This is a genomic window from Rhizobium sp. 862_C5_N1_2, from assembly GCF_051811205.1.
GTDB lineage: Bacteria > Pseudomonadota > Alphaproteobacteria > Rhizobiales > Rhizobiaceae > Rhizobium > Rhizobium leguminosarum.
Genome location: NZ_JBPWPT010000002.1, coordinates 333,301 through 356,504, shown reverse-complemented (window position 1 = coordinate 356,504; position 23,204 = coordinate 333,301). Strand labels below are relative to the sequence as shown.

Below are 23,204 nucleotides of genomic sequence, written 5' to 3'. Positions count from 1 at the left end.
GTTCCGCAGTTGCTGCTTACAAATATGCCATAGCTTCAGGAGCCGCGGGCGCGACCGAGGATCAACGCTGAGATGGGATCAGGAGACCAACGATGGAGCCGCGACACTACTTAGCGTAAAGCGCTCGCGATCGCTCGAGATGCTTGAGAAGTGCCGTTTCCGAGCCATCCACGTCGTTTGCTTCAAGGCGGTCGACGATTTCGTCGTGTTCGGCGAGCGTGAACTTTTCCTTGCCGGTCCAGATCAGCATCTCGGTATGATATTCCTTCAACCAGGCAAGCATCGCTTCGCTGACGGCGACGTAGATCGGGTTGCCTGATATCTGCGCGATGCGGGTGTGGAATTCCATGTCCGCGTCGATGAACTCTTCAGCCCGTCCAAGCGACATTCGCTGGCGTTCGATGATGTTCCTGAGGTCGGCGATATCATTTGCGGAGGCCCGCTGCGCGGCCTCGCGCGCCATGCCCCGCTCGAAGAAGATGCGGGCGCTCTTGAGGTATTCCAACGAATCCGAGGATTGCGACAGCATGATCTTGGCGGTGAGATCGACCTGCCGGAATATCGATTTTGCCGTCAGCCTGAGGACCTTCGCCCGCTCACCGTGCGAAATGTTGACGAGACCCTTGTTGGCAAGGGACTGCATGGCCTCCCTGATCGCCGGCCGGCCGACGCCGAAGCGTTCCATCAGCACGCGCTCGGAGGGCATTTCGTCGCCAGGCTGAAGCTCGCCCGACGTGATCATTCGCTCAAGTCGATCAAACACTTCGTCAGAGAGTTTCCGGCGGACGATTTGTTCGAGGGGCTGTGTCATCACATCTCGCTGGCTCAAAATATTTCCTCCTAACAGTTTTCCGGGTCGAGAACAAAGCTGCCGGCGGAAATTGCGGATCCGAAGATTCTACTTTCCATAAGTTGGGATACTCATTATACCAGATCATGAGTTAACGCCAAGGCTATCTGGCGGCGAGAGGAGCAACCGTCCATTTCATGATGACTACCCTGACCTATCGTATCGAAACGCCCGGCAGCGTCGAGGCGATGGCGGAAAAGATCGCGAGCGACCAGTCGACCGGCACCTTCGTGCCCGTACCCGGTGAAACCGAAGAGCTGAAATCGCGTGTTGCCGCCCGCGTGCTGGCGATCCGCCCGCTCGAAGATGCGCGTCATCCGACCTGGCCGGAGGTCGCCCCCGGCACACGGCTCAATCGGGCCGATGTCGACATTGCCTTTCCGTTGGAGGCGATCGGGACCGATCTTTCGGCACTGATGACCATTGCGATCGGCGGCGTTTATTCCATCAAGGGCATGACCGGCATCCGCATCGTCGACATGAAGCTGCCCGACGCCTTCAAAAGCGCGCATCCCGGACCGCAGTTCGGCATCCCTGGAAGCCGCCGCCTCACCGGCGTCGAAGATCGCCCCATCATCGGAACGATCGTCAAGCCGGCGCTTGGCCTCAGGCCGCACGAGACGGCGGAACTCGTCGGCGAGTTGATCTCATCCGGCGTGGACTTCATCAAGGATGACGAAAAACTGATGAGCCCGGCCTATTCGCCGCTCAGAGACCGCGTTGCGGCGATCATGCCGCGCATTCTCGATCACGAGCAGAAGACCGGCAAGAAGGTCATGTATGCCTTCGGCATCTCGCATGCCGACCCCGACGAGATGATGCGCAACCACGATATCGTCGCCAAGGCCGGCGGCAACTGCGCCGTCGTCAACATCAACTCGATCGGCTTCGGCGGCATGAGCTATCTGCGCAAGCGCTCCAATTTGGTGCTGCACGCGCATCGAAACGGTTGGGACGTGCTGACGCGCGACCCAGGCGCCGGCATGGATTTCAAGGTCTACCAGCAGTTCTGGCGGCTGTTGGGCGTCGACCAATTCCAGATCAACGGCATCAGGGTCAAATATTGGGAGCCCGACGACAGCTTCGTCTCATCCTTCAAGGCCGTCAGCACGCCACTGTTTAATGCCACCGATTGCCCGCTTCCGGTTGCCGGTTCGGGCCAGTGGGGAGGGCAGGCGCCGGAGACCTATCAGCGGACCGGCCGGACCGTCGATCTTCTCTATCTCTGCGGCGGCGGCATCGTCAGCCACCCCCATGGCCCGGCGGCCGGCGTTCGCGCTGTGCAGCAGGCATGGCAGGCAGCAGTCGCAGACATACCCCTGGAGGTCTACGCAAAAGATCACCCAGAGCTCGCCGCCTCGATTGCAAAATTCAGCGACGGCAAGGGCGCGTGACTGCAATGAATGAACTTCTCGTCAGCTATTACGGCGATGACTTTACCGGTTCCACCGATGTCATGGAGGCCCTGGCATCGAACGGTGTGTCGACCGTGCTCTTCCTCGATGTTCCCACGCCGGAACTGCTCGCGCGCTTTAGCGATTGCCGGGCAATCGGCATTGCCGGGACAAGCCGCAGCGAGACGCCCGGATGGATGGGAGAGCACCTTACGCGCGCATTCGAATGGCTGAATTCGCTTGGCGCCGCCATCTGCCACTACAAGGTCTGCTCGACCTTCGATTCCAGCCCCGAGATCGGCAATATCGGCAAGGCGATCGAAATAGGCCGCTCGGTCTTCGGGCAATCCGTCGTGCCGGTTATCGTCGGCGCGCCGCAACTGAAGCGCTACACGGCATTCGGCAACCTCTTTGCCGCTTACCAGGGCCGGGTCTTTCGCATCGATCGCCATCCTGTCATGAGCCGTCATCCGGTGACCCCGATGGACGAGGCGGACCTTGCCGTTCACTTGTCGAAGCAAACCCTCCTTCCCGTCCTGGTCGCCGATCTTATCACGATCACCGCGGCTGACGCCGATGCGCGTATCGACGGTCTGGCGTCGGGTTCCGAGGGGATCCTGCTCATCGATGTCGACTCCGAAGCGACGCAGGAGGCCGCGGGTCGGCAGTTGCTTCGTGTCGCCAGCCGTTCGGGAAGCTTCGTCGCCGGCTCCTCGGGGGTCGAATATGCCCTGCTCAGCGCATGGCGGCGGAGCGGCTTCATCGGCGAAAGCAAAGCCGAGTTTCCCGATATCGGCCCGGCCGACCGCCTCGCCGTCGTGTCGGGCAGCGTATCGCCGACGACCGAGCGCCAGATCCGGACGGCTGTCGAGAACGGCTTCGAGAGTATCGCGCTCGATCCGCTTGCACTGGTCTCGGAGCAAGGCGAGGGCGCGGTGAGTGCTGCGGTAGAGGCGGGAACCGAGAGGCTCCGGCAAGGCAAGAGCGTCATTCTTTACACGGCGCTTGGACCATCCGCAGACCGCGGCACCGACATCGACAAGCTTCCAGGTGCGCGTCACCGGCTCGGGAGCGCGCTCGGCACGATCTTGCGTCGGCTGATCGAGAACGAAGGGCTTTCGCGTGCGGTCGTCGCCGGCGGCGACACGTCCAGTCACGCACTCAGGCAGTTGAAGATCGACGCGCTGACGACGCTTCTTCCGCTTCCCCAGACGCCGGGTTCTCCGCTTTGCCTGGCGCATGGCGACTATCAGCCGACCAACGGCCTGCAGATTGCGCTCAAAGGCGGCCAGGTCGGGACGGACGGCTATTTCGTCCAGATCCGTGAGGGGAGGAAGCACTGATGGTTTCCTCCGGCATCGGCAGAAATGTGCGATCGCGGAAAAAGTGATTCCAACAATTAAGTAGTGATATGGTGATTGACTCATCATACCAGTATGTGATCCTATCAAAAACGGAACAGGTGAGGAAAACATGACTAAGATTGCCCTCTTCGGCGCAGGCGGAAAAATGGGATACCGGCTTGCCAAAAACCTCAAAGGCTCGCGTTTCGAGGTGCGCCATGTCGAGGTGAGCGACGCAGGCAAGGCCCGTTTGAAGAATGATCTCGGCCTTGATTGCTTACCCGTCGATGCCGCACTCGATGGCGCCGATGTGGTGATCCTTGCCGTGCCGGATACGGCGATCGGCAAAGTGGCGGCAGGCATCGCCGATAAGCTCACATCAGGCACGATGGTGATCGCGCTGGACGCAGCGGCTCCCTTTGCCGGCCACCTGCCGAAGCGCGACGATCTTACCTACTTCGTCACTCATCCCTGCCATCCGCCGATCTTCAACGACGAGACGGAGATGCAGGCCAAGAAGGACCATTTCGGCGGCCTGTTCGCCAAGCAGCACATCGTCTCGGCGCTCATGCAGGGTCCCGAGAGCGCCTATGCGCTTGGCGAGGAAATCGCCAAACTCATCTGGGCTCCGGTCATGCGCTCGCACCGGGTCACGGTCGACCAGCTTGCCATGCTCGAACCGGGTTTGTCGGAAACCGTCTGCGCATCGCTGCTCGTCGTCATGCGGCAGGCCATGGACGAATGCGTGGCACGCGGCGTGCCTGAACAGGCCGCCCGCGACTTCCTGCTCGGCCATATGAACGTGCTCGGCGCGGTCATCTTCAAGGAAGTCGACGGCGTGTTCTCGGATGCCTGCAACAAGGCGATCGAGTTCGGCATCCCGGCGCTGATGCGCGACGACTGGAAAAAGGTATTCGAACCGCAGGAGATCGCCGAAAGCATCCGGCGCATCACCTGAACCGGCATGGGGAGGCGAGCCCTCCCCCTTCAACTGCCCCGAGGAGACGGGGTTAGCCGCTCCGGGGAGTCGGGGCTTCATTCACAACAGGGAGGAAAATATGAAACTGACGCGCAGACTGACACTTGCAGCTTTTGCCGGCGCCCTCGCGCTTGGTACGGCTCTTCCGGCCTTTTCGGCCGATCTCATCGCCATCATCACGCCGGCGCATGACAATCCCTTCTTCAAGGCCGAAGCCGTCGGCGCTGAAGCCAAGGCGAAGGAACTGGGTTACGAGACGCTGCTCATGACGCATGACGACGACGCCAACAAGCAGTCGGAAATGATCGACACGGCGATCGGGCGAGGCGCCAAGGCGATCATTCTCGACAATGCCGGAGCCGACGCCTCCGTTGCGGCCGTCAAGAAGGCAAAGGATGCGGGCATCCCCTCCTTCCTGATCGACCGCGAAATCAACGCGACCGGCGTTGCCGTTGCCCAGATCGTCTCGAACAACTACCAGGGCGCCCAGCTCGGGGCGCAGGAATTCGTCAAGCTGATGGGCGAGAAGGGCAATTACGTCGAGCTGGTGGGCAAGGAGTCCGACACCAATGCCGGCATCCGCTCGCAAGGCTATCACGAGGTCATCGACGACTACCCGGACCTGAAGTCCGTCGCCAAGCAGTCGGCCAACTGGAGCCAGACGGAAGCCTATTCGAAGATGGAAACCATCCTCCAGGCAAATCCCGACATCAAGGGCGTCATTTCAGGGAACGACACCATGGCAATGGGCGCAATCGCAGCGCTGCAGGCGGCCGGCCGCAAGGACGTGATCGTCGTCGGCTTCGATGGCTCCAACGACGTGCGCGACTCCATCAAGTCGGGCGGCATCAAGGCGACAGTGCTGCAGCCGGCCTATGCGCAGGCTCAGCTCGCGGTAGAACAGGCCGACGCCTACATCAAGAACAAGACGACGCCAAAGGAAGAGAAGCAGTTGATGGATTGCGTTCTTATCAACGCCGACAACTCCGGCAAGCTCGAAACCTTCGCCCTGACGAACTGATCAGCCGCGAATTGCGAAGGGCGCAGCGCTGCGCCCTCTGCAATGCTTTTCGCAAGACGTCGAGGTTTAAAGCATGTTGAGAATGAAGGGCGCCCTGCTCGCTGCCGTCGTGGCAGCAGCCTTGCCCGGTTGCAAGATCATCAAGACCCCGACGGCTGAGGAAAAGGCGGCGGCAGCGGCCAAGACCGCCTTCGACCCGAATGCAAAGGTCGAGGCGATCTGGCAGTCCGAGGCAGTCCCCTATTTCGAAAAGCGCGCCGGCGACCTCAAAGACGTCATGCAGCTTTCCGCCTCCAGCCCCGATGCCGCGGGCGAGAAATACGGCAATCCCCGCAAGCAGAGCAGCTCGCCATGGACCTATGCGGTGAAGATCACCGGCAAGGTGATTGCAGCCGATACGGCTTCGCGCGCGGCAACGCTCGATGTCGACGCCGATGGCGACGGCAAGGCCGATGCCAAGATCCAGATCGGGCCGGCGCTCCGCGGCACGGCGCTGCGCGATACGCTGGACTTCGTCAATTTCAACGAATTCAAGAACCAGATCGAGTGGGCGCAGTTCGGCAAGGCCTTCAACGAAAAGGCCAATACGGCCTTTCTGTCGGCCGTCCCGCGAGAAGGTCTGGTCGGCAAGACGGTGACCGCGATCGGCGCCTTTCCGCTGCCGAAAAGCGGCGAGCTTCCGCTCGTCACACCTTCGGAACTGAAGGTGGGCTCATGACCACAGGAGAGACACAAAAGGACGATGTCATCCTGCGCCTCGACGACGTGTCGAAGGTCTATTCGGGTATCGTCGCCGTCAAGCGCGCCAATCTTGAGCTGCGTCGCGGCGCAGTGAACGTCCTTGTCGGCGAAAACGGCGCAGGCAAATCGACGCTGATGAAGATCATCGCCGGTGTCGAGCGTCCGACGCTCGGCCGCATCATCCTGGATGGCGTGCCCGTATCCTTCGACAGCCCTGCCGATGCGCAGGCGCACGGCATCGGGATGATCTTCCAGGAGCTCAATCTATTCGCAAACATGTCGGTTGCCGAGAACATCTTCGCCAGGCGCGAAATCACCCGCGGTATCCTCGGCATCGATCACAAGGCGCAGGTCCAAAAGGCCAATGCGTTTTTGAAGCGTCTCGATGCCGGCATCGAGGCCGATACGATGGTCGAGGATTTGCCGATCGGCCAGCAGCAGCTCGTCGAGATCGCCAAGGCGATGTCGTTGAATGCCCGGATCCTGATCATGGACGAGCCGACCTCGGCTCTTTCGGCGGCCGAGGTCGAGATCCTGTTCAAGGTGATCGCGGAACTGAAGGCCCAGGGTGTGGCGATCGTCTATATCTCGCACCGGCTCGAAGAGCTGATGCGGATCGGCGACTACATCACGGTGCTGCGAGACGGCCAGATCACCGGCGAGGCCATGGTCCGCGACATCGACACACGCTGGATCGTGCGTTCGATGATCGGCTCGGATGCCAAGGATTTTGCAAAATCCGTGAATCACGCCATCGGAGTTGAGGTCTTTCGTGCCGAAAACATCAGCCTGCCGCGGCCGACGGGCGGGCTCTCGGTCAACGATGTCTCCCTGTCGGTCAAGGCAGGCGAAATCCTCGGCATCTATGGCCTGATGGGTGCGGGACGCAGCGAATTCTTCGAATGCGTGATCGGGCGTCACACGCACTCGACCGGCAAGATCTTCATCGACGGCAAGCAGGTTCGCGCCCGCGACACCACGCGACGTATCCGCCGCGGCCTTGCGCTCATTCCGGAAGACCGGCAGCGGGAAGGTCTGGTCCAGGTGCTCTCGATTGCCTCCAACCTGACGCTGGCGAGCCTTGGCCGCTTCACCCGGCTCTTCCATATCGACAGGCGTGCGGAGAAGAATGCCATTCGTGATGCGATCCGCGATCTCTCGATCAAGGCACCGAACCCGGATTTCGAGGTGACCTCGATGTCAGGGGGCAATCAGCAGAAGGTCGTCATCGGTAAGGCGTTGATGACCAATCCGAAGGTGCTTCTGATGGATGAACCGAGCCGCGGCATCGATGTCGGCGCCAAGGCCGATGTCTTCCGCACCATGCGGCGGCTGGCGGCAAACGGGCTTGCCATTCTGTTTTCGACTTCCGACCTCGAAGAGGTCATGGCGCTTTCCGATCGCATCGCGGTTTTGAGCAACGGCCAGCTGGTCGCCGTCTTCGACCGGAACGAGGCCACCGAAGAAGCCATCATTGCGGCTTCTGCCAAGGGACACGGACATCAAGGGAAACTCGCGTCATGATGGCGGCTACATCAACTATTCTCACGCCGAAAGGCGCCAACGGCTCCGTGCTTCTGACGCTGATGAAGCTCAGGACCTTCATCGCGCTATTTGCCGTCATCATCTTCTTTGCGATCTTCGCACCGAACTTCACCTCGACGGCGAACATGATCCTGATGTCGAAGCATGTGGCGCTGAACGCGTTCCTGGCGATGGGCATGACCTTCGTCATCATCACCGGCGGCATCGATCTCTCGGTCGGATCGATCGTCGGTCTTTGCGGCATGGTCGCGGGCGGTCTGATCCTTTACGGCATCGAATTGCCGATTGGCTACACCATCTTTTTCAACCTTTTCGAGATCGTGCTGATCACCCTGTCGATCGGCCTGCTCATCGGTCTGATCAACGGTCTGCTGATCACCAAGCTCAACGTCGCGCCCTTCATCGCCACGCTTGGTACGCTCTATATCGCCCGCGGTCTCGCCCTGCTGTCATCGGACGGCCAGACCTTTCCGAATCTTGTCGGCCGCCCTGAATATGCAACGACCGGCTTCGATTTCTTCGGCGCGGGACGCATTCTCGGCCTGCCGGTGTCGATCTGGATTCTGATCGTGCTTGCGCTGCTGGCCGCCTATGTCGCCCGCTCGACACCGATCGGTCGTCACATCTTCGCCGTCGGCGGCAATGAGCGGGCTGCGCGCATGTCGGGTATCCGGGTCGATGTCGTCAAGATCTTCGTCTACATGTTCTCCGGACTTTGCGCGGCCATCGTCGGCGTCGTCATCTCCTCCGAACTGATGGCAGCCCATCCGGCAACCGGCGAAAGCTTCGAACTCAATGCGATCGCCGCAGCCGTGCTCGGCGGCACCTCGATGTCGGGCGGCCGCGGCACGATCGGCGGCACGATCATTGGAGCCTTCGTCATCGGCATCCTCTCCGACGGATTGGTGATGATGGGCGTTTCCTCCTTCTGGCAGATGGTCATCAAGGGCCTCGTCATCATCATTGCCGTCGTCGTCGACCAGGCGCAACGCCGCCTGCAGCAGCGCGTTACCCTCATGCAGATGGCAAAGGCAGGTTGAGATGACGGAATTAAAAGGAGCTTTGATCGGTTGCGGCTTCTTTGCGATCAACCAGATGCATGCCTGGAATGACGTTCGAGGTGCCGGCATTGTCGCGATCTGCGATCGCGACCCAGAGCGGCTGAAGCTCGTCGGCGATCAGTTCGGCATCAATCGCCGCTATGGCGATGCCGAGGCGTTGTTCGCCGATGGCGGTTTTGATTTCGTCGACATTGCCACGACCGTCCAAAGTCACCGTACCCTCGTCGAAATGGCGGCCGCGAACAAGGTGCCGGCCATCTGCCAGAAGCCGTTCGCCAAGACCTTGTCGGATGCGAAGGCGATGGTCGAGGCGTGCCGCAATGCCGGCATACCGCTAATGGTGCACGAGAACTTTCGCTGGCAGACGCCGATCCAGGCGGTGCGGAAGACGCTGGAGGCCGATGCCATCGGCACGCCCTTCTGGGGCCGTTTCTCCTTCCGTTCGGCCTACGACGTCTTTTCCGGTCAGCCCTATCTCGCCGAGGGCGAACGGTTCATCATTGAAGACCTTGGCATCCATACGCTCGATATCGCCCGCTATATCCTTGGCGACGTTCGATCGCTCACGGCCCGCACCAAGCGGGTCAATCCCATCATCAAGGGCGAGGATGTCGCGACCATTCTCCTCGATCACGAAAACGGCGCCACATCGGTCGTCGACGTCAGCTACGCCACCAAGCTTTCCACGGAGCCATTCCCCGAGACCTTGATCGAGCTCGACGGTTCGGAAGGCACGATCCGCCTGACCCAGGGTTACGGCCTCGAAGTCACCAGCGCCAAGGGCACCACGACCACGGACGTGTCCCCGAAGCTGTTGTCATGGGCCTCGCGGCCCTGGCACAACATCCAGGAGAGCGTCTATGCGATCCAGCAGCATTGGGTCGATCAGTTGGAACGCGGCGCGGAACACTCGACGTCAGGGGCTGACAATCTGAAAACTTTTGCGCTCGTCGAGGCCGCCTATGACAGTGCGGCGAGAGGACAGACGATCGATGTCGGAGCGATGCTGCGATGACGGTCGATGCGTTCCAGCTCTACGGCACTCGCCTCGTCGAAACGCCGCCGGTTCGGCTGAGAGCGGGAAAACTGGAAGCCGATCTCGCCAACGGCAACCTCCGCACCATCCGCTACAACGGGACCGAGGTGCTGCGTGCGATTTCCTATCTCGTTCGCGACCGGGACTGGGGCACCTACAGCCCTGAAATCAGCGATCTCCGGATCGAGCAGAGTGACGATCGCTTCGAGGTCGCCTATCTCGCCCGCTGCGAGGGACCCGGCGATACGAGGCTTGTCATTGACGTTCGCATCACCGCAAGTGCGGACCGGCTCGACTTCGAGGCTGAGGCCATCGCCTCGACCGGCTTCGAGACCAACCGCTGCGGCTTCTGCATTCTGCACCCGATCGTCGGTTTGGCAGGTTCACCGGCGACGGTCGAGCATGTCGACGGCGAGGTCGTGGCAACACGGTTTCCCGATCTCATTGAGCCCTGGCAGCCGTTCAAGGACATGCGAGCCATCACCCACCTGGTCATGCCTGACGTTCAGGCGGAATGCCGGATGGAGGGCGACACCTTTGAAATGGAAGATCAAAGGAACTGGTCGGACGCATCCTATAAGACATATGTCAGGCCGCTCGCCCTGCCCTGGCCCTACCAGATTGCCGCCAATCAGCCTGTCCGTCAAAAGACGTCGCTTGTTATCAGGGATATCAACGGTGCCACACGGGAACCTTCGGCTGGGCTGTCAGTCGACGCCATAAAACTCGAGCTCGGTGCGCGCACTGGCACCATGCCGGATATCGGCGTGATCATTACACCCGAAGAGGCCGATGCGACCCTCTTGGCAAAGTCCGTCCTGACGGAGATCGCTCCTCAGGAACTCCTCTTCCATTTCGACCCGAGTGCCGGGCACGGCGTCGACGCGCTCAGGCGGTTCGCAGCAATCGCGACGGTCCATCGCGGCCGCTCGACGCTGGAGATTGCCCTTCCCTGCAAATTATCGCCGTCAAGCGAGACCGCCGAGATCGCCCGCCAAATGCAGCTGGCGGAATTCAAGCCCGATGCGATCATGATCTCGCCTTCGGTCGACCGGCAGTCGACGCCGCCCGGCAGCACCTGGCCAGATTGCCCGCCTTTGGATGAAGTCTATACCGCCGCTCGCGCTGCCTTTCCCGGCATTCGCATTGGCGGCGGCATGCTGAGCTATTTCACCGAGCTCAACCGGAAGCGCGTCCCGGATGGACAGCTCGACTTCGTCAGCCACTGCACCAACCCGATCGTGCATGCGGCCGACGATCTCAGCGTCATGCAGACATTGGAAGCCCTGCCCTTCATCACCCGGTCTGTGCGTGCGATCTACGGCGACAAGCCCTACCGCATCGGCCCGTCGACGATCCCGATGCGGCAAAATCCCTATGGCAGCCGCACGATGGACAATCCGTCCGGCTCTCGCATACCCATGGCCAACCGCGACCCACGCCACAATGGACGCTTCGCGGAGGCTTTTGCATTCGGTTACGCGATACGGGTGCTGGATGCCGATCTGGAATGCCTGACGCTATCGGCCCTGACCGGTCCGTTCGGTTTGATCGCCGGTCCGGCGGAACCGACCGAACAAGGCGGCCGGCGCTCGCTGTTCAACACCATACGGACACTCTCCGCTTTGACTGGTGCATCCTGGCAGGAATGCGTCTCCTCCTCACCCTCTGAGGTCCTGTCTTTCGTTGCAAGGGATACTACAGGCGCCAGGCTGTACGTCGTCAATCTGACGAGCAAAGAGAGAAAGGTCGATTGCAGCGCATGCGGGCCGACCGGCAAGGACTCAAGCGGGGATCTGCTGCTTGCCCCATTGGCTGTCACCGTCTTGCCGCTGCAGCGCGACGTGCTGGCGGATTGACCTCCAGCGGTGCTGCTGCATCTATGCGATCGGGAACTCGCTCTCGGGAGGATCGATGTGAAGACGAAGAAGCTTATCAATTCCGGCGCCGATGCCGTCGATGAGATGCTGCAGGGGGTCCTGGCGGCCCATCCGCGCCATCTCTACGCGGTAGAGGACATGCCCCGCGCGATCGTCGCCAGAAACGGGCCGCGCAAGGGCAAGGTCGGATTGGTCATCGGTGGTGGCTCCGGGCACGAACCGACATTTCTGGGGTTCGTCGGCAAGGGGCTTGCAGACGCGGCCGCAATCGGCAACGTCTTCGCGTCGCCGCCGCCCGATCCGATTGTCGCCTGCGCCATGGCAGTCGACGGCGGCGCCGGTGTGCTGTTCATGTATGGCAATTATGCCGGCGACGTGATGAACTTCGACATGGCAGCCGAGATGCTGGCACTTGACGAGATCGAGGTACGCACCGTCCTGACCACGGATGACGTGGCGTCTGCTCCTCCCGATCAAAGGGATAGACGACGGGGCGTGGCGGGTAACGTCTTCATCTTCAAGGCCGCCGGCGCAGCGTGCGATCTTCTCTACTCGTTTGACGATGTCGAGCGCGCCGCCCGCCATGCCAATGCGCGAACCTATACGATGGGTGTCGCGCTTTCCCCATGTTCGCTGCCCCAGACCCTCCGGCCGAACTTCCTGATCGGCGAAGGGGAGATGGAGATCGGAATGGGCATCCACGGGGAGCCTGGCGTGGCGCGCGAGCCGCTGAGGCCGGCCGACGCGGTGACGGACGAACTCATGGACAGCATTCTTCGCGAAATGAACGCAGACCGGGGCGATCGTGTCGCGGTACTCGTCAATTCGCTGGGCTCGACCCCGATGATGGAACTCTACATCATGATGCGGCGCGTGAAGTCCCGGCTCGACGATGCCGGGCTCATCCTCCATACGTCGCTCGTCGGGAATTACTGCACCTCGCTCGAAATGGCCGGCGCGTCGATCACGGTCATGCATCTTGACGACGAGCTTCAGCGATTGATCGACCACCCCTGTGATTGCGCGATGTTTGCGAGGTAATCGATGACGTTTACGACCGAAGATCTGCAGCGCTTGTTTGCCGGGATTGCCGAGGATATTGCGGCGGAACGGGATCATCTTTGCGAACTGGACGGTGCCATTGGCGATGGGGATCACGGCCTTGCCATGGATGCGGGCTGCCAGGCCGCGGCGAAAGCGGTCGGCGAACTTGACGCCGGGATTGCCCCGACAACCGCATTCAACGTCGCGGCAAAGGCATTCCTGAATGCGGTCGGCGCTTCGTCCGGCCCGCTATATGCCACGGCCTTCATGCGCGCCGGAGCGGCCGCCAAAGGCAAGCAGACATTGAGCGATGACGACTTCCTCAGCGTCTTTGCGGCAATGGCGCAGGGAATCCAGGAACGCGGAAAGGCCGAACCCGGAGAAAAGACGATGGTTGACGCCTGGAAGCCCGCAGCCGACGCAGCACTCGATGCCCGGCAGTCGGGAAAGCCCCTCCCCCAATGCTTCGAGGCAGCGGAGCGGGCAGCGCGGGCAGGCTGTGAAGCGACCAGCAACATGACGGCGGCCAAGGGACGGGCTTCGCGATTGGGGGACCGCGTGATCGGGCACATCGATCCTGGCGCCGCGTCCGCCGTCATCATCATCTCCGCCATGGCCAAATTTGCTCAGCATCACGATGGTTAGGCCGTGAACTCATAAATCTGCTGGACTGATAGCCTGACAGAGTCCGCTATGCCCCAATGGCCGACACGTTGCTGCGTAGCAGCGAGACGATGCTATGTGCCAAAAGCGGAATTGCCGATCAAGCAGGCTTGCGGCTGCCGGCTTGCCAGCCGAGATCACCAAAACTGAAGGCATCACCGATCATGGCATCCTGACGTTGATATGATCATCATGCCGATCCGGTCTTGCCGCGTTTGCCTGCAGGGAACATACCTAACCTCACAAAGCGGTATTTCCAATGGATGTCGGACTAGAGGAGCCCATGAAATGGATCTGCAGCTCACTGGCAAAAAGGCACTGGTAACCGGCTCGACTCGGGGGATTGGGCTTGCCATCGCTGAGCGTCTTGCGTTGGAGGGAGCCGACGTCGCGATTTGTGCCCGCAGCGGCGACGCCGTTGAGGACGCGGTCAAGGCCCTAGAATCCAAGGGAGGCAAGGCCTGGGGCCGGTCGGTGGACGTCAAAGACCCAGCGGCACTTCGGAGCTGGGTTGAAAGCGCTGCGGCGGCGCTTGGCGGTGTCGACATTTTGGTGGCAAATGCCAGCGCCCTATCTTTCGGCCTGAGTATCGAGGCGTTCCAGTCAGCCTTCGACGTCGATCTGATCCACACTGTGACGGCAGTTGAGGCGGTTATGCCGCACCTTGAGCGATCCCGAGCGGGGAGCATCGTCGCCATTGGCTCGATTGGGGGAGTCGAGGATTCAGAACTCAATGCTTACACAGAGGTGTCCTATGGCGCCATAAAGGCTGCGCTGCACTTTTACATCAAGTCGCTCGCCCGGACCGTCGCGCCCAAGGGTATCCGAGCCAATGTCGTCAGCCCCGGTTCGACGTTCTTTGACGGTGGTGCCTGGGATCGGATCAAGAGCGAGCAACCCGAAGATTTTCGTAATGCGGTTGCCATGATCCCGATGGGCCGCATGGCGAGGCCCGAGGAGATCGCCAACGTCGTCGCATTCACGGCGAGCCCAGCGGCGAGCTACGTCACCGGCGCCAATCTGGTGGTTGACGGCGCCTTCACGCGACGCATCTAAGCTAACGTGTCACACCGTTTGGATTAGAGAGCTGGCTCGCCAGCAAGGAGCATGGGCGAACATTCCGCCGAAACGAAATCGCAAAGACCCGATCTGCTTCAGCCCCTATCTCTATCGCGCACGCAACGGATCGAACGGTTCTTCAACAAAATTAAGCAATGTAGGCGTGTCGCGACCAGATACGCCAAACTCGCGGCCAACTATCTGGCGTTCGTCTAACTCCCATGAATCCGAATTTGGCTACGCGGTAATGAGTCCACGCCGTAGCTCATCGCGCCAGTTCCTATCTGCAATGGGCCTCGCTCGGCACCAGAACAACGGGCGAAGTCTTCTTTCGAAACCGCCAAGGTTCATTTCTTCGACCGAAAGACGCAAAAGCTTTTGAGTGCCTGAACACCACGCGCGTAAAGCAGGTTCGTTGAACGCTGAACGGAATTTGCCCTTGCAGACGACATGGTGACTTGTACTCTCTACTCTTGCCAATAGGCTGTTGGTCGGAGACGAGGTAGCCAGGACATGCACATTCGAAGGGCCGTTTCTGCTGACGCGGAGGAGCTGAGCAGTCTCCTGAACGAGATCATCCGGGCCGGCGGAACAACCGCACTCGAGACACCGCTTTCGGCTGCCGAGTTCTCGGACTGGTTCATCGATGGCGAGTTTCCTCTTACCTGCCATGTCGCAGAGCACGATCAGTCGCTCGTCGGTTTTCAGTCGCTGAGCTTATACGGCGATCCGCCAAAAGGCTTCGCCGACATTGCGACCTTTGCCCGCATGAACCCACGGACCGCAGGCGTCGGCAGCGCACTTTTTCCCGCAACCCGAGCGGCAGCGGAAGAGCTCGGGCTCGAATTCATTAATGCCACCATTCGCGCCGACAACGTCAGCGGCCTTGGCTATTACGCAAAGATGGGCTTCGAGACCTATGATCGACTGGTCCAGGTTCCGCTTCAGGACGGAGCACCCGTCGACAGGATCAAGAAGCGTTTTAGAGTAGACACCGGGCGCCACAGGATACCCGACGCCTGAAGCGTGTCGATGGCGCTGGGGAGTGCTTGGCATCCAAGGGCCGATGCCGCCTCTTTGCAGGCCACACTTTGATGTGCGGCGAAGAAGCTAAATTATGCAGCCTGCGGAACATTAACCCCATGAAGTGACACCGTACTTTTCCTACATGGAAGCTAAATAACACTTACCTTCCGTCATAGGCTTCCTTGTCAAGTAAGGCTATCCACCATCCATAAGGATCAGGAACCGGGATAGAGATGGATTTGGAGCCGCAAAGACGTAAAAAGGGAACAGGTCAAAGCCATGCCCGGAGATTTGCCCATGCCGACTGCGATGTTCACGGCCGACGAATTGGCGGTGGTCCGCCGCGCTTACGCCCATCAGGTGGTGGCAACCGCCGCCACGACGAACCCGCGGATCGAAGCTGCCTTTGCCACCGTCCCGCGCGAAAAATTTCTCGGTCCGCCGCCATGGCAGATCGCCAATCTAGGCGGCGGATATCGCCCCCTCCCCTCCTCCGACGTGGTTCTGGCCTATCAGGACGTGCTCTTCGCCCTGCAGTCCGACAAGGGTGTCAACAACGGTAGCCCCTCACTGCATGCCCGGCTCCTGGCAGAGCTGGACGTACAAATCGGCGACCGTATCGCCCATATCGGTGCAGGCACCGGCTACTATAGCGCCATTCTCGCAGAGTTGGTCGGCGCTTCTGGTCATGTCTATGCCGTCGAGATGGATCCGGATCTGGCCGCCCACGCTCAAGCAGCGCTTGCGGATCGAGCCAATGTCAGCGTCATCAACGCCGACGGAAGTCAATGGCCGCAGCAAGAAGTGGATGCGATCTATGTGAATTTCGCCGTCGCGCGGCCTGCTGAACCCTGGATCGAAAGACTGCGGCCTGGAGGGCGTCTGGTGCTGCCGCTCGGCGTGCCGCGCCAGGACCGACCGTCGAAAGGCGGCCGTCATGCGTCCCATGGCGCCGCACTTCGTATCGTGCGCGGCGAGGGCGGATTTGCGGCGCGTTGGATCGGCGTAGCCTATTTCGTCTGCGCCAACGGTGGATTGTCAATCGACGATAACGAGATCGAGGCGCTGACCGCCGCCTTCAGACGCGGCGGCATCGAGTTCGTCAAGAGCCTGCTCTGGAAGACGGACCCGCGGATAGGGCGCTGCTGGCATATCGGCGACCAATGGGCGCTCTGCTATGACGACGTCTGAGGAATCCGCGCCGGTTCCGCAAGACTGAGAGGCCTATCTCTATAGGGAACGAAAGCAATGAGGCGCGCGGCGGCATCGAAGAGCTTGACGTCCTCGACACCATTCTTCTTTCGACCGGCGCGATCAGCTAGCCGCACTTCTGACCACGATGACGGCGCAACTCTCAAGCACCCGGCGTAAGGCACAGGCGGCAACACGCTCAGAGCGCCGGCCTCGGATCTCGCGATCTCGAGGGTTAGTCCAGACCCCACCGGCACCCTTCCCTGCCCGGTGCTGGAGGGCCGGCTGCGGAAATCACCATCCATCCTCTCTCGAATTCAGCAAGCGCGCGGCAAGGATCCGAGCCACCGCATACCGACTGAGATCGAGACCGGATTGGGTGCCGACGGCGTAATGAAGGGCAGCGGCCGGCGTGCGTCAGATATGGTGCACCAGCATTTGACTTGATCCGCTCTAATAGACTGGAACGACATGACCAAGGCATTCGGCGCTTCCTCCTAGAAGGCGCCGCGCAGACCGGAGGCAGATGCCAGCAAGCGGTGGCGACCGCGCCATCGTCGGTCGTGGCGCTCTTGGCGCCCGGCTTGTTCACAAGCGGTCTCGCGAGACAACCACGCGCGGCTCTTCTGCTGGAGTCGATGCGGCGGTCGCGGCATAAACCGGCGACGCAGACATCCCATCGCCGGCCCAAGCCTCCTCGACCTCGACACATATCGCGAGGCCGGATCGGCACGAATGGAAAGTGAGGATGCGCTGCCTTTCCGACGGCAGGTTGCCAGAATGGCAAAAGCCCGGCGCGGGAGAGATGCGCCGGGCTTCGATAGTGACCGACAGCCTGGGAGGAGAAGTGCTGTCCGTCGGACCGAAGCGGCTAGGAGGGGAAAGCGCTTCGGTCCGTCACGAGGTAATGTCGCAATGCGGCAAATTCAAGCCTGACGATTGCGCGGATTTCGCAGAGGAGGTGCCAGGCGGGTACGGCCTTCTCTCACGCGATCAGCGCTGGGAGTGGCGTTGTCCGCGGACAACTTGCCGAGCAGCGACCTGGGCGGACGTGGTTCTCCGGCCTTCAGCCGGCTGACCTGCCCCACCCCGAATTGCTAGATGAGAGCATCGGGCATCGCACCGCTGGTTGGCCAGCATCCAGACGTGAGAACAGAGGTTCGCAATGGTCGACGACAATGCGCAATGGAGCTGCCTCGCCTAGCCCTTCGTCCGCTCAAGGGCGTGGCCTCGCATGTCTCCACCCGACCGACCGCCGAATTGGCCGAGATATCGAACATGGCGATCGCCAAGCTCGCCGATCCGCACCGACGACCAACAACGGCGACGACATCCAACTATCCGCTCCGGCATATGGCGATCCTGCCGTCGGCACTCAGCCATCCGCTGCATCATTCGAAGCTTCGGCCCCCGGCCACAAAAGCCCCAGGAAAGAGGACAAATCGATATAGCTTGGACGGACGAGCCTTGGATGCAGCTCGGGCTCATAGGACGCCAGATTGGCAGCCCTCACGTGCCGCCCATCTCCAGCTTCTCCCAAGACGCGCCGCAGGGGTCCGAATGACGGAGCCGCCGCCCACCGATCTGCTCGGACCGAAGCATCGCCATGAGCCAAACAGCCTAACACGCCGCGCGACGGGCGACCTCGATTGCCGCCTCTTCGACTAGACGTAAAAAGCGGCGACAATGACGCCGCGGCGGCGCCCTGCCATCCCGGTCGCGGATCCCATTCGGAGAGTGAAGCCGCAGCGCCGCAGGCTCTCGAATGGGTGGCATTCTGCACTTCATCAAACCGGCAGCAGCTTCCGGGATCGAGATCCTGTCGGCAGACGCGACAGGGCTCTTCGGAAGCACTGGGGCCGAATACCTCCACGCCTGCTCGGCGAGGCGCAGGAAACGGCTGCTCTACGACACCAGGCAGAGCCACCGAGGCGGCCACAGTGCCGCTAGGTCACAGCGTCCATCAGTAGCGCGATATCGGGCATATTTTCCCGACTGCGCAAACCAATTGCCGCGGGTACCAACTCATGTGCAAACGACCTGACAGCTGCCGGGCTGATCAACCGGTTGTCCGCGGACAACGGCATGATCGGGCGATAACTGGCCTACGGGGGTTCCTGGATTCCCCTGAGGGAAGACTGGAGGATCGACTGTCCTGCCGTCATTGAAGCTGCACCTTCCATGCGATGGCCGACCGACGGAACGTCGTCGCATCCGACTTTCCACGTGATCGAGCGGAAAGTTCACGCGACAGGGGAGGGGCTGCCGACGGGATCGGGAGCTCAATGCCAAGGCTTTCCGACGTATCAACTCGTTGTCCAAACGGGCGATCGCTGATATCGGCCGACCGTCCGTCAGCGCACATGCCCCAGCGACAACGATCGCCAATTGCTTGCGGTGGCGAGCCGAGCGCATGTGGGGGCAGGCAGCATCGAGTTCGCCTTGCCTGGGATAGCCGGCCGTGACGCCATGGCGCGCCGCCACAGATAGGGCGGCGCCCACCTTCGATGCACGCCATTTGATGACGCGCAGATCCTCGCTCTCTGGCAATATGGAAGACCTGCGTTAATCCCGGCCGATATGCCGGCAGATGATCCCCTGCCTCCAAAAGCGATGCGCGAGATGGCCAGCAATGTACTGCCCGAGCAGCGCCTCCAGTGACGGTCGGGGAGGGGCCGCCGATGGCACATAGCGCCAGGCTGCGAGCTGGCCGACGTCGCGAGCAACGCGCGCATTAAGTCCCCGCCACATTGCCACGCAGTTCCTTTCGCGTGGCGACTTGGTCGATGCGCGTTCTGCCGATTGCCGACACGCTATCAAGCAACCGCCGTCGCCATCGAGATCGCGTCCGCGGGCAGGTCACCATCTAGGTCGCGACGACGCTTTGCCATGCGGCGCGCCGAGCGAAAGCAATCAGCTCGCAGGGGTCCGCCTTGCATTTGGCCGTTGATAACGCAGACGGCTATTGCAGGCCATTGTCACCGGCGCTATTGTTTTGTCGGGCTTGCTGCACAGCGCGTCGCGGTCGCCGGCATCGGACGGCAGTGGGATTCAGTCCAAGTCGCGCTCTCGATCGGAGCTGCGCCCCGATCTACCGGTCTCGTGGCCCTCAAGCCGCCCCATCGGTAGACTTGCGAAAAGAATCAGCACAACGCAGCAAAGGAACTAAAGGCCGATTTCACTTCCGCAGCCGGAGGTGATTGCAGTAATATCAATGCGTTATAATTTCTAAAACGACTTAAGATCCGTTGCTTAGGCGGTACCGAGCGCAGTGGCTGCGCGACTTGACGTCCCCTCAATCACCTCCAATCCCTGCCGCCTGACCCGGACCGCGGGAACCTGCTGACCTCGCCCCTGCTTAAATGTCCGCAGGAAAGCAACGGCTTGCATCCTTTAGCGGAACCCCGCGTTATCTCCGCACCAGATCGGAGAACATCCTCATGCCAGATGTGCTTCACCTCAAGAAATTCCCCATTGCGGCGACAATCATGGCCGCAGCGATCGGCGCATTTGTCTTGATGCAGGCGACGGAGCGCAGGTCGGCTGCCCCATCTGCGGATGTCGGTCACGCGGGTGACGATCATGGCCGCAGCGCTAGCACGCCCGAGGCTATTCCCTTCAGCGGCCTTCGCGACGTGTTCTGGCGCGTCTTCCACGAGGTCCTCGCCGACCGGGTCACGCTGATTGCCGCGGGCGTGACCTTCTATCTGCTGCTGGCGCTGTTCCCAGCCATGGCGGCTTTGGTATCACTCTACGGGCTGGTTGCAGATCCGACCACCATATCCGAACATCTTCGCGAATTGGCTGGCCTTCTGCCATCAGGCGCGTTCGATCTTCTTGCCGACCAGATCAAGGAACTCGTCGATCGTCGCGACGCTACGCTCGGCATCACCTTTTTTGTCGGTCTCGGCATCGCCCTCTGGAGCACGCATAGCGGCACGCTGGCGATCTTCGACGCTATGAACGTCGCCTATGAGGAAGAGGAGAAGCGGGGGCTTGTCCGGTTGAACCTGATCGGCCTTTGCTTCACCTTGTGCGCAATGCTTTTGACAATTGTCATGGTGGCGCTCGTCGGGGTCATGCCTGTTGTCCTCTCCTATCTCTGGCTCGATCAATTCAAGGAGCACATGGCCCTTCTCATGCGATGGCCGCTGCTTCTGCTGGTCGTCGCTGTGGCCGTTACATCAGTCTATCGCTTCGGCCCCAGCCGGGAGCCTGCCAAACTCCGGTGGATGACGTGGGGCGCGGCTCTGACCACGGTCGCCTGGACCGCCATGTCTCTCGGCTTCTCCTACTATCTGGATCATTTCGCCAATTACAACGCGACATACGGCACACTCGGCGCACTGATCGGCTTCCTCATCTGGATCTGGCTTTCGGTCGTCATTCTCATCATCGGAGGCGAGCTGAACGCCGAACTGGAGCATCAGACCGCGAAGGACACGACGACGGGAGCGCCGCTGCCGATGGGATCGCGCGGGGCCTATGTCGCCGACACTCTGGGCAAGACCATAAGCTGACCGCGATGATTGCTCCTCTCATATGGTTTTGATGTATTCTGCCATTTCTGCAGTCCCGACACAGGAGACGTTGATGACCGCCCCGCATCCTTCCAAAACCCATATCGGCAATCATGCGCTGCATCCCGAGACGCAGATGCTGAACTACGGCTACGATCCCGAACTCTCGGAAGGGGCGGTCAAGCCACCGGTGTTTCTCACCTCCACCTTCGTTTTCAATACAGCCGAGGATGGCCGCGACTTCTTTGATTACGTGTCGGGCCGCCGCGAGCCGCCCGAGGGGAAGGGGGCCGGCCTCGTCTACTCGCGCTTCAACCATCCAAACAGCGAGATCGTCGAAGACAGGCTGGCCGTCTACGAACGGACGGAAAGCGGCGTGCTGTTTTCATCCGGCATGGCGGCGATAGCCACGACTCTGCTCGCCTTCGTCCGGCCGGGGGATGCGATCCTGCATTCGCAGCCGCTCTACGGGGGAACCGAAACATTGCTGGCCAAGACCTTTCTGAACTTCAGCGTCGCCGCCATTGGATTTGCCGACGGCGTCAGCGAAGGATCGGTGCAAAAGGCGGCGGAAGAGGCGATGGCCAAGGGCCGCGTCTCCGTCATCCTGATCGAGACGCCTGCCAATCCGACCAACAGTCTGGTCGATGTCGCGATGATCCGACGCGTGGCCGACATGATTGGTGCAAGACAGGGCCATATGCCGATCATTGTCTGCGACAACACCCTGCTCGGACCGGTCTTCCAGCGGCCGATCGAGCACGGCGCCGATATCTCGCTCTATTCGCTGACCAAATATGTCGGTGGTCATTCGGACCTGATCGCCGGCGCCGTTCTTGGTCGCAAGGCGGTGATCAAGCAGATCAAGGCCCTGCGCGGCGCGATCGGCACGCAGCTCGATCCACATTCCTGCTGGATGCTCGGCCGTTCGCTGGAAACGCTGCAGCTTCGCATGGAGCGGGCCAACAGCAATGCGCGGGCCGTTGCAGACTTTCTGCGAGATCACCCGAAGGTCGAGAAGGTTCACTACCTGCCCTACCACGATCCGGAATCGCCGGCCGGCCGGACCTTCATCGCGCAATGCAGCGGCGCGGGCTCCACCTTCTCTTTCGACATCCGCGGCGGTCAGCCCGCCTCGTTCAAATTCCTGAACGCGCTGCAGATCTTCAAGCTCGCGGTCAGCCTCGGGGGCACGGAGTCGCTCGCAAGCCACCCGGCAACCATGACGCATTCCGGCGTGCCCGCCGATATCCGGGAGCGGATCGGCGTTCTGGAATCGACGATCCGGCTGTCGATCGGCATCGAACATCCGGATGATCTGGTGGCGGATCTGGAACTGGCGCTGCAGGGCGCCTGATGCGGCGGGAGAAATCGATGCCCGGCGGTGCCGGGCATCGTGGGTCACGTCACTTGTCGTCGGTCGTCAGTTCCGTCTCGTCGGTATTCAGCACGAAGACCGCAAGCAGGCGCGCCGGCTTTGTCTTGCTGGCGTTTTTGCTGACGGCGTGATGATCGCCCGGAAATTCGGGAAAGCTTTCGCCTGCTTTATAGACCTTCTCCGGCCCGTCATTCACCTTGCTGGTGATCGCCCCTTCGAGAACGGTCGCATAGATGAAGGCCGAGGCCGGGTGGGTATGGCCGGGCGACGACCCGCCCGGTGCATATTCGACGAGCACCGCCCGCATGCTCTTGCCGGGAACATTGGGAAGCTTCTGGTCGAAAACGACGCGAACCTTCGCGTCGCCGCCTGCGGCATAAGCCTGAGTGCCGGCGGCAAGGACAATCGCAAGCGCTGCTGCCGAGATCATTTTTTTGAGCATGTCTGGTCTCCTCAGTTGATGGGAATGGGTC

The 23,204-nt window shown here is 61.1% G+C and carries 18 protein-coding genes and 1 pseudogene; 17 read left to right on the top strand and 2 right to left on the bottom strand.

Features of this window, described 5'->3' with window-relative positions:
* Positions 1-106: 106 nt before the first annotated feature.
* Positions 107-811 (bottom strand): transcriptional regulator NanR, encoded by a 705-nt coding sequence (locus ACD590_RS25975; protein WP_018245449.1) that lies wholly within the window; start codon positions 809-811, stop codon positions 107-109.
* 176 nt (positions 812-987) lie between these two features.
* On the opposite strand from ACD590_RS25975, the gene oiaX reads away from it, so the two are divergent.
* The 17 genes and pseudogenes from oiaX to ACD590_RS25890 all read left to right on the top strand — a co-directional run bounded on the left by oiaX (position 988) and on the right by ACD590_RS25890 (position 22,710).
* Positions 988-2,244, top strand: coding sequence for a 3-oxo-isoapionate-4-phosphate decarboxylase OiaX (gene oiaX, locus ACD590_RS25970; protein WP_283186873.1), 1,257 nt, complete (start codon positions 988-990; stop codon positions 2,242-2,244).
* A gap of 5 nt (positions 2,245-2,249) precedes the next feature.
* The gene (locus ACD590_RS25965; protein WP_439003675.1) at positions 2,250-3,587 is read left to right on the top strand and encodes a four-carbon acid sugar kinase family protein; all 1,338 of its coding nucleotides are present in this window, start codon (positions 2,250-2,252) and stop codon (positions 3,585-3,587) included.
* Between the two features lie 130 nt (positions 3,588-3,717).
* Positions 3,718-4,545: a phosphogluconate dehydrogenase C-terminal domain-containing protein gene (locus ACD590_RS25960; protein ID WP_018516936.1), complete on the top strand. Its 828-nt coding sequence runs from the start codon at positions 3,718-3,720 to the stop codon at positions 4,543-4,545.
* A gap of 100 nt (positions 4,546-4,645) precedes the next feature.
* Positions 4,646-5,587, top strand: coding sequence for a D-ribose ABC transporter substrate-binding protein (locus ACD590_RS25955; protein WP_439003674.1), 942 nt, complete (start codon positions 4,646-4,648; stop codon positions 5,585-5,587).
* A 73-nt stretch (positions 5,588-5,660) separates the two neighbouring features.
* Positions 5,661-6,305 carry a DUF2291 family protein gene (locus ACD590_RS25950; RefSeq protein ID WP_439003673.1) on the top strand — a complete coding sequence of 215 codons (645 nt, stop codon included), beginning with the start codon at positions 5,661-5,663 and terminating at the stop codon, positions 6,303-6,305.
* Positions 6,302-7,852 (top strand): sugar ABC transporter ATP-binding protein, encoded by a 1,551-nt coding sequence (locus ACD590_RS25945; RefSeq protein ID WP_439003672.1) that lies wholly within the window; start codon positions 6,302-6,304, stop codon positions 7,850-7,852. Before ACD590_RS25950 ends, ACD590_RS25945 begins: the two co-directional genes overlap by 4 nt.
* Complete coding sequence (locus ACD590_RS25940; RefSeq protein WP_018516933.1) at positions 7,849-8,913, top strand: ABC transporter permease; 1,065 nt, start codon at positions 7,849-7,851, stop codon at positions 8,911-8,913. The genes ACD590_RS25945 and ACD590_RS25940 overlap by 4 nt, the downstream gene beginning before the upstream one ends.
* Before the next feature lies 1 nt (position 8,914).
* Positions 8,915-9,949, top strand: coding sequence for a Gfo/Idh/MocA family protein (locus ACD590_RS25935; protein WP_439003671.1), 1,035 nt, complete (start codon positions 8,915-8,917; stop codon positions 9,947-9,949).
* Positions 9,946-11,829, top strand: coding sequence for a D-apionate lactonase (gene apnL, locus ACD590_RS25930; protein WP_439003670.1), 1,884 nt, complete (start codon positions 9,946-9,948; stop codon positions 11,827-11,829). The genes ACD590_RS25935 and apnL overlap by 4 nt, the downstream gene beginning before the upstream one ends.
* Before the next feature lie 57 nt (positions 11,830-11,886).
* The gene (locus ACD590_RS25925) at positions 11,887-12,891 is read left to right on the top strand and encodes a dihydroxyacetone kinase subunit DhaK (protein ID WP_018516931.1); all 1,005 of its coding nucleotides are present in this window, start codon (positions 11,887-11,889) and stop codon (positions 12,889-12,891) included.
* A gap of 3 nt (positions 12,892-12,894) precedes the next feature.
* On the top strand, positions 12,895-13,539 hold the full coding sequence (gene dhaL / locus ACD590_RS25920; protein ID WP_439003669.1) for a dihydroxyacetone kinase subunit DhaL: 645 nt from the start codon (positions 12,895-12,897) through the stop codon (positions 13,537-13,539).
* Positions 13,540-13,845: 306 nt separating this feature from the next.
* Positions 13,846-14,613, top strand: coding sequence for an SDR family NAD(P)-dependent oxidoreductase (locus ACD590_RS25915; protein ID WP_018245461.1), 768 nt, complete (start codon positions 13,846-13,848; stop codon positions 14,611-14,613).
* A 46-nt stretch (positions 14,614-14,659) separates the two neighbouring features.
* Positions 14,660-14,832, top strand: a pseudogene (locus ACD590_RS25910) (IS5/IS1182 family transposase); the annotation flags it as partial.
* Positions 14,833-15,129: 297 nt separating this feature from the next.
* On the top strand, positions 15,130-15,639 hold the full coding sequence (locus ACD590_RS25905) for a GNAT family N-acetyltransferase (RefSeq protein WP_112907766.1): 510 nt from the start codon (positions 15,130-15,132) through the stop codon (positions 15,637-15,639).
* A 282-nt stretch (positions 15,640-15,921) separates the two neighbouring features.
* Complete coding sequence (locus ACD590_RS25900; RefSeq protein ID WP_439003668.1) at positions 15,922-16,833, top strand: protein-L-isoaspartate O-methyltransferase family protein; 912 nt, start codon at positions 15,922-15,924, stop codon at positions 16,831-16,833.
* Between the two features lie 3,440 nt (positions 16,834-20,273).
* Positions 20,274-21,353 (top strand): YihY/virulence factor BrkB family protein, encoded by a 1,080-nt coding sequence (locus tag ACD590_RS25895; protein WP_018516926.1) that lies wholly within the window; start codon positions 20,274-20,276, stop codon positions 21,351-21,353.
* 73 nt (positions 21,354-21,426) lie between these two features.
* Positions 21,427-22,710 carry a cystathionine gamma-synthase family protein gene (locus tag ACD590_RS25890; protein ID WP_018444596.1) on the top strand — a complete coding sequence of 428 codons (1,284 nt, stop codon included), beginning with the start codon at positions 21,427-21,429 and terminating at the stop codon, positions 22,708-22,710.
* A gap of 49 nt (positions 22,711-22,759) precedes the next feature.
* Here the strand turns inward: ACD590_RS25890 and ACD590_RS25885 are convergent, their stop codons facing one another.
* Positions 22,760-23,173 carry a cupin domain-containing protein gene (locus tag ACD590_RS25885; RefSeq protein ID WP_018245469.1) on the bottom strand — a complete coding sequence of 138 codons (414 nt, stop codon included), beginning with the start codon at positions 23,171-23,173 and terminating at the stop codon, positions 22,760-22,762.
* Between the last annotated feature and the right edge of the window lie 31 nt (positions 23,174-23,204).

Coding starts and splice junctions, on each gene's coding strand:
- ACD590_RS25975 (WP_018245449.1), bottom strand. CDS start 811: ATGACACAGCCCCTCGAACAAATCGTCCGCCGGAAACTCTCTGACGAA.
- oiaX (WP_283186873.1), top strand. CDS start 988: ATGATGACTACCCTGACCTATCGTATCGAAACGCCCGGCAGCGTCGAG.
- ACD590_RS25965 (WP_439003675.1), top strand. CDS start 2,250: ATGAATGAACTTCTCGTCAGCTATTACGGCGATGACTTTACCGGTTCC.
- ACD590_RS25960 (WP_018516936.1), top strand. CDS start 3,718: ATGACTAAGATTGCCCTCTTCGGCGCAGGCGGAAAAATGGGATACCGG.
- ACD590_RS25955 (WP_439003674.1), top strand. CDS start 4,646: ATGAAACTGACGCGCAGACTGACACTTGCAGCTTTTGCCGGCGCCCTC.
- ACD590_RS25950 (WP_439003673.1), top strand. CDS start 5,661: ATGTTGAGAATGAAGGGCGCCCTGCTCGCTGCCGTCGTGGCAGCAGCC.
- ACD590_RS25945 (WP_439003672.1), top strand. CDS start 6,302: ATGACCACAGGAGAGACACAAAAGGACGATGTCATCCTGCGCCTCGAC.
- ACD590_RS25940 (WP_018516933.1), top strand. CDS start 7,849: ATGATGGCGGCTACATCAACTATTCTCACGCCGAAAGGCGCCAACGGC.
- ACD590_RS25935 (WP_439003671.1), top strand. CDS start 8,915: ATGACGGAATTAAAAGGAGCTTTGATCGGTTGCGGCTTCTTTGCGATC.
- apnL (WP_439003670.1), top strand. CDS start 9,946: ATGACGGTCGATGCGTTCCAGCTCTACGGCACTCGCCTCGTCGAAACG.
- dhaL (WP_439003669.1), top strand. CDS start 12,895: ATGACGTTTACGACCGAAGATCTGCAGCGCTTGTTTGCCGGGATTGCC.
- ACD590_RS25915 (WP_018245461.1), top strand. CDS start 13,846: ATGGATCTGCAGCTCACTGGCAAAAAGGCACTGGTAACCGGCTCGACT.
- ACD590_RS25905 (WP_112907766.1), top strand. CDS start 15,130: ATGCACATTCGAAGGGCCGTTTCTGCTGACGCGGAGGAGCTGAGCAGT.
- ACD590_RS25900 (WP_439003668.1), top strand. CDS start 15,922: ATGCCCGGAGATTTGCCCATGCCGACTGCGATGTTCACGGCCGACGAA.
- ACD590_RS25895 (WP_018516926.1), top strand. CDS start 20,274: ATGCCAGATGTGCTTCACCTCAAGAAATTCCCCATTGCGGCGACAATC.
- ACD590_RS25890 (WP_018444596.1), top strand. CDS start 21,427: ATGACCGCCCCGCATCCTTCCAAAACCCATATCGGCAATCATGCGCTG.
- ACD590_RS25885 (WP_018245469.1), bottom strand. CDS start 23,173: ATGCTCAAAAAAATGATCTCGGCAGCAGCGCTTGCGATTGTCCTTGCC.